General features: G+C 41.7%; 3 protein-coding genes. 2 read left to right on the forward strand and 1 reads right to left on the reverse strand.

Translation table 11 applies throughout. The features are described from left to right. Positions 1-134 precede the first annotated feature (134 nt). Positions 135-2,369 (reverse strand): cytochrome-c peroxidase, encoded by a 2,235-nt coding sequence (locus tag LC586_RS25350; RefSeq protein WP_229487984.1) that lies wholly within the window; start codon positions 2,367-2,369, stop codon positions 135-137. A gap of 340 nt (positions 2,370-2,709) precedes the next feature. Between LC586_RS25350 and LC586_RS25355 the strand changes: the two genes are divergently transcribed. Then, a complete protein-coding gene (locus tag LC586_RS25355) occupies positions 2,710-3,633 on the forward strand; it encodes a DMT family transporter (RefSeq protein WP_229487992.1) in 924 nt (307 codons plus the stop codon). A gap of 614 nt (positions 3,634-4,247) precedes the next feature. Beyond that, a complete protein-coding gene (locus LC586_RS25360; RefSeq protein ID WP_229488009.1) occupies positions 4,248-5,897 on the forward strand; it encodes an alpha/beta hydrolase in 1,650 nt (549 codons plus the stop codon). Positions 5,898-6,353: the final 456 nt, after the last annotated feature.

The raw sequence follows: 6,353 nt of genomic DNA on the forward strand, positions 1-6,353 counted from the left end.
AAGTCTCTCTCCTCAAAGGAAGAGAGAAATAGAAGTGAGGTTTTCCAGATACCGTGAAAAGTCAGAATAAATATAGGGGCGTACAGCTGTACGCCCCTACATATCTTATGTATCAGGTATTTCGTGAAATGTTATTACTCCAAGAAATTTTGTATAGCACTACCACCATTCCTACCAACAGCAGGAATTTCCAATAGGCTATCCGTAGCTTTGCCCGTACCATCGTCGATAACGGATCTCTGATTACCCGGATGTCCATTGGGCACGAAAAGTTGCGGATGATCAAAAGGCGCTTTCTCCAACCTAACTCGGTCATCAGTCAGTCCCTTTAAAAAGGCGACCAATTGCTGTTTTTCTTCTGGTGAAAGATTCAGGGGGGGAAGAGCGCCAAAGTCACCACCTCGATTGTAAAAATCAATCACTTGCTCTAAAGTCGCTTGACCTCCATTGTGGAAGTAGGGGGCAGTGAGTTCGACATTGCGAAGTCCAGGCGCTTTGAAAGCTCCGTCTGCAATCACTTTTTCACTAGAATTCAACGGTGGAGTCAGGGTGGGGGGGTTTTCGCCGAGGAGAAGCTGAAATTTACCCAACTGAGCCAATCGTGCTTCTGAAAGCGGATTATTACCCTGCAAACCGTCATTAGCACCCAAACCGGGGTCGTCCGTAACAGGTCTAACGCCGATATTGAAGAAGCCATTGTCTTCAGGGGATTTTGCACCGAACGGCGCACGTTTGATTCGTCCGTCTTTAGCCACGCTGCTCACTGAAGCAGCTGTTAATTCTGATCCAGCGTGGCAACCAATACACAGAGCCTTGCCCTGAAACAGGTCTTTACCTAGTTGCTGCTCCTTGGTTAGGGCTGCGGTGTTTCCTGTCAAGAAGCGATCGAAGGGCGTATCGTTGGCAATGAGTGTAGACTCGTACAACTGAATTGCCAGCCCAAAGAACAGTGAGAAGTTATACTCCAACAGCGTGTACTCATCGGTTTTAGAAGAGTTATCAGGGCTGTTGACAAAATTCCGTCTACCTTCAGCATCAACTTGAATGAGTCGATTAGACTTCCACCACTCCGGCTTAAAGGCATCTTTAATCAGCTGATCGTAGGTTTTATCCTTCAGCCCGGGCTGAGGCGATCTACTGTCTGCACCTAAAACGCTGTCTTGTGGATGCACAACCTGTTTGCCTAGCGGTCTGAGGCGAGATAACTTTTGCCCCAGGACTCGGGGGAGCTTTGTACCTCTAATTGACAGAACATTTTGCAGCAGTGTGCTGATAGATTTACTGTTGCCAATTTGCGCCAAATTACCAGTAAGTTCTTCAACGGAACTGAGTAGCGGCCCAATTAGAGTATCAGCAAGATTATCTAGATTATCTAGATTATCTAGCGGCAGTGTGCTGAGAGATTTTTTGTTGTCAATTCGCCCGAACTTATCACCAATTTCTAGAAAAGTGCGACCATCAGCCGACAACTCAAAGGAACTCAGTGGCGGCCCTAGCGCCTGAGAAGCCAAAGACGAATTATTCAGTCTGATTTTGACAAATTTGAGCTGATTTGGCTTTTCTGCTTTTACCACAGAGGCGTTAGGGTCTCTTAAACCGAAGGGATTCACCCCATTAAAGATGTTCTCTGCCCTTCCATCCCAAAAGTTGCGGAAGTTGAATGCTGCATTAATTACAGTTGGGGTATTACGCGGCTGGACGCGGCGCACATTTGTACCTCCGACGTTAAACACCGGATCTAGCTCGTTTTTTACTTCGTCTTCCGCGCTACCAGGTTTAACATCAACAAACTTAGCATTGAAGACCCCCTGAGAGGAACTGACATCATTTCGGTCAGATACAACGGTTTTAGGATCATTCGGGTTTGACAGCTTGTGAAAGGGAAAATCTTCTGGTTTAAGCTGGTAGTTTGGCGCACCACCTACATCAAAAGCTGTATCCGGATTCACTGTACCATCAGCGTTAATCCGCAAAAGCCCAGGAGAAATCTGATTTTTGGATCTATTGTCGGCTCCAGCATGGAAGTGACAACTAGCACAGGAGGTCTTTCCGTCGCTCCCAACTTGCATATCCCAGAAAAGAGCCTTTCCTAACTTGATTGCAGCTACTTTGTCTTTTACAAAGTCTCCAAGATTGTTAGGCTCTGGAACCGATACGCTCTTGAGCGAAGTTAGAGGCGGCGGCGTAACCTGTGCCGATACGGTATTTCCAGCTATTACTGCTGCCAGAATAATGGCAGCAATTGTTATAGTCTTTGAAAATCTTAATCTTAGGTAGTTAAGCTTGCCATTCCTGAATTTCCACCCTTGGCGTTTTATTTTTGTCACCAAAGGTTTGAGCAAAAACCGACCTCTTGAGGTCAGTAGCATGTAAATTGATAAGCTAGTAAGAAAGACTACTAAGCTTATTATGGGTATAATCCCCATAGTTTTTTTGTGGTTAAATAACACCGAAAAAAATTATACATCTTGAATTAAATTTCAAATGTAATATTCATGTAAAGTAATTAGACAATTTACAAATTTTATGTGAGCAAAAAACGCTATCAGACTATAAAGAAATTCACTAAAGTAGGTAAGCTATTCTACATTTAACTTGCATTCAGCAGGCTATTAACATGCTTTATCTACAAAAGCTTGATAAAATTTAGGTATACAAATTGGATACGTTTTAATTTATCATCAGCCCTACTTTGGGTAAAATATTTGAATGTCACTACATCAAAGTTCTGGTCGCTGGCGCTTAGGGCTAGCGTTATCGCTATTGACGGTCTTATTGTGGGGAATTTTACCTATTGCTCTGGCGGTAACTCTGCAAGTACTTGATGTCTATACCGTTATTTGGTTTCGGTTTTTGGTATCATTTTTACTGCTTGGTGTGTATTTAGGAATACGCGGTAAATTACCAAAGTTAGAACAACTGCGTTCTGCTTCTTGGAAATTATTAGCGATCGCTACACTATTTTTAGGGATTAATTACTTTCTCTTCATGCAAGGTTTAGCACTAACATCGCCTGCTAACGCTGAAGTTCTCATTCAATTATCTACCCTTTTATTAGGTTTCGGAGGGTTAGTGATTTTTAAAGAACGTTATCGGCTATATCAATGGATTGGTGTCAGTGTAATGACTTGCGGTTATCTTTTATTTTTTCGGGAACAACTGACAAATTTAATTACAGCGCCTGGCACATACATACTAGGTAGTGTCTTGATTGTGCTAGGAGCAACGGCATGGGCTATTTATGCTTTAGCACAAAAGCAGTTATTACAATCTTTATCTTCCTCTAGCATTATGCTGATTATTTATGGGGGCTGTGCTTTATTATTCACTCCTCTAGCCAAAATACAATCACTTTTTATACTTGATAGCTTCCATTTATTAATGCTAGTTTTTTGTGCTTTGAATACTTTAATCGCTTACGGTGCTTTTGCCGAATCATTAGAACATTGGGAAGCATCACGAGTGAGTGCCGTAATAGCTTTAGCTCCCATTGTGACATTAATATCAGTTGCAGTTGTATCAGTTATCGCACCTAATTGGATACCATCAGAAAACTTCACTTCCATAGCAATATTAGGAGCCGGTTTAGTAGTCACAGGTTCAGTAGCGATCGCTTTGGGTAAAGCTAATTAAATAATTCGTAATTCGTAATTCGTAATTCGTAATGGGCTTCGCCCCGCAACGCTTTCGTAAATTTTGTTTTGTAATGGGGATTTAACCCCAACACAAAACAAAATTTTTATTGAACCGGGGGACTTAAACCCACGGAACTAGTTAATAAGAATACCTTTCAGGATTTGTACTGGCTTTTTCATCTAGTAAATTCATGCCATCTTCAAAGCTACAACATAAATACTGAGGCAGAGCATTTTTTATTTGTTATGATTTACTAGTGAAGGCAAACTACGGAAGTCAGCCTCTTATAAGATGGATACTTTAACCATCTGTGTGACTCTGTAGGATCTGATTATTGACTTGATAGCCAAGAAAAAATTCTTGAAGAAGAATTCAGAAATCAGAATTCAGGAGTCAGAATTAATTACTAGAGAATTCTAACTCCTGACTCCTAAATTCTGTTTTGAAAAAACCCAGGCTAAGAACTTTAAGTAAACCAAACAGGGTGCCCGAATAACTACCAAAGCCAACACCTGATAAAACCAGACTACCGAAACAGTTGAGCGATGAATAGTTTGTTTGGTAATTGGGCCAGCACCCTGAGAAAAAATTCCCTATTGCTGGTTCTTTCAATGGTGCTGCCAACATTTGGAATTAGCAATTCTGTCTTGGCAGCAGAGCGGATTTATGCATCTTATTCAGCTTTAGAGCTTTCCATTTCAGTCACTACTTTAGAAAAGTACGCCAAAACAGGTATAATTAACGAAGATTTGGCAGCCTATCAGCAATATCTGCCTCTACAACAGCTTCAAGAATTGCGGCGGATTTTACTTAATCGTGTGAAAGTTACTCCGGTAGTAGTTTCGCAACTTCTCTACACACCGCAAGGAGAATTGTTGTTGCATCGGCTGGCGCAAATAATTATAGCCAAATCTCCTCATCCAGAACCAGGATTTGGTGCTTTGCGTTCGGCGCTAATTTTAGCCTCTGGTGAATCGGGAGGCTTGACACTTTTGAATGTGTTGCGTAAATATCCCAGCAGCAGCATTCGCCTTGATGTCGCGCAGACTTTGGAAATAGCTACAGAATTGGAGAAACTTGTTAACCAAACCCATCGGGCGATCGCAGCAGTTTCTCAAGAGTCTAAAATAGAAGCTGCTATCATCAAACAACCAAATTTATCGCAATTACCCGATTTAAAGGTTCCGGGAAAGTTTAAGTCGCAAAAATACACCCAAAAGTTTTTCGACTCAACACGCAATCGGCTTTTATTAACTGATATTTACATTCCCAATGTCCAGAATACCGCACCCGTAATTGTGATTTCTCACGGGTTGGGTTTAGATAGCAGCAACTTTCAATATTTGGCCACGCACCTAGCTTCTTACGGATTTGCCGTCGTCGTTCCCAATCATCCTGGTAGTGATGCTAAACAATTGCGTTCCTTGCTAAAAGGACACGCCAATGAAATAGCAGAACCAGGTGAATTTCAAGACCGACCAATGGACATAACATATATCCTGAATCAATTGGAAAAAGGTAATCAATCTGATTCACGGTTTAAAGGTCGGTTAAATCTGCAACAAGTCGGAGTATTTGGTCAATCATTGGGAGGCTACACAGCCTTAGCCTTGGCAGGCGCTAAAATCAACTTTGAGCAGCTAAAACTTGACTGTCAACCAGCAGCACTGCAAAATACCTGGAATATGTCTTTAATGCTCCAGTGTCGCGCTTTAGAATTGAGCATCAGCAAGTCTGGCAAGGATTATAACCTGCGGGATGAGAGAGTGAAAGCTGCGATCGCAGTTAATCCCATTACTAGTTCTATTTTCGGCAAAGCTGGCTTAAGTCAAATCAAAACTCCAGTGATGATTGTCGGCAGTAGTGATGATACAGTTGCACCAGCTTTATCCGAGCAAATTTTACCTTTCTCCTGGTTGGCGAATTCACAAAAATATCTCGTCATGCTTGTAGGTGGCACTCACTTTTCCACTATTGGCAATGCCAACCCCGCAAATCAACAAGTAGCATTACCTGCCGATATGATTGGCGATGCTTCCCAAGCGCGTCTTTACATGAATGTTTTAAGTTTACCTTTCTTCCAAACTTATGTTGTAGGAAGACCGCAATACACCCCCTACCTTAATGCAGGCTACGCTCAAAGCATTTCTAGTAAGTCGCTTGGTTTGAGTCTCGTCAAGTCATTGAATACAACCGAATTAGCACAATTGCTGGATATTAAAGGAGCCAAAATCGCAAAAAAAAACTTCCCAACACCATAGTCGGCTTCGGATTTTGGATGTTGGATATTGGTGTTGCATTGCTGCATGTGATGATTTTTATTTGACTATAAACAATTAGTTTGTTTAAGCTGTTACGCATAAAACTAGTACATTTACCTGATGACTGTTGACCGTTGACTGATGACCGATAACCGTCAACCGTCAACGATTATAAAGAATGTTTAGAGGTTGTCTCTAAAGAAATGTGAAGAAAGCCAAATCAGGCGATAATCTCATCTGAGGATAGATCAAGAAGTGAGGTATTATTCTTCAGAAAAATGGGAAGAAAAACTTATCAATCTGATGTCAGTGATGCAGAGTGGCAAGTGTAGCCCTGTCAAGGTGACAAATAGCCGGATAATAATGCCATGCGATCGCAAACTAAAAAGTAGCGGAGGAGATGGTGAATGCTGGGAGCAATATTTGAGCGTTTTGTAAAAGAGAGTCCAATTAGTG

This window comes from Nostoc favosum CHAB5714, from assembly GCF_020829495.1.
GTDB classification, from domain to species: Bacteria; Cyanobacteriota; Cyanobacteriia; order Cyanobacteriales; family Nostocaceae; genus Nostoc; species Nostoc favosum.